Genomic DNA, 389 nt, shown 5'->3' with positions numbered 1-389 from the left:
GCATAACGGTCGGTGACCTCTCGGCCAAGCTCCGTCACCGAATAGGTGACGCCGGAGCGGCCGCTGCCTTCTCGGGCCACCAGGCCGGCGGAAATCAGCTTGCGCAGGCTGTACTGCATGTTGGGAATGTCCTCGCGATTGGCGAGCCGCGCCAGGTCCTTGATCGTCTTGGGGCGATCGTTCATGCGGATGATGTGCAGCATGGCATTTTCTTCGCCGCTCGCTGCGAAATCGATCACTGATGCCAGGCATTCCGTCTGCCAGCGCTCGAACGCCTGGTTGGTGCGCATCAGCGCATATTCGATCTCGGCAACATCGATTTCCACCGGCGTGCGCGCCAGATGCCAGCTCCGATCGAGCCCTTCCGTTGTTTTGCCGCTCGTCTTGCC

Annotated in this window: 1 protein-coding gene; it reads right to left on the bottom strand. The window is 61.7% G+C overall.

Features of this window, described 5'->3' with window-relative positions:
* Nucleotides 1-389 (bottom strand): winged helix DNA-binding protein (locus AC1D0P_RS31355; protein WP_477680291.1); only part of this gene is annotated, 389 nt, incomplete at both ends.

Source organism: Polaromonas sp. P1_G2 (assembly GCF_056405515.1).
The sequence above is the reverse complement of the archived record's forward strand: the minus strand, read 5'-3'. Positions and strand labels throughout refer to the sequence as shown.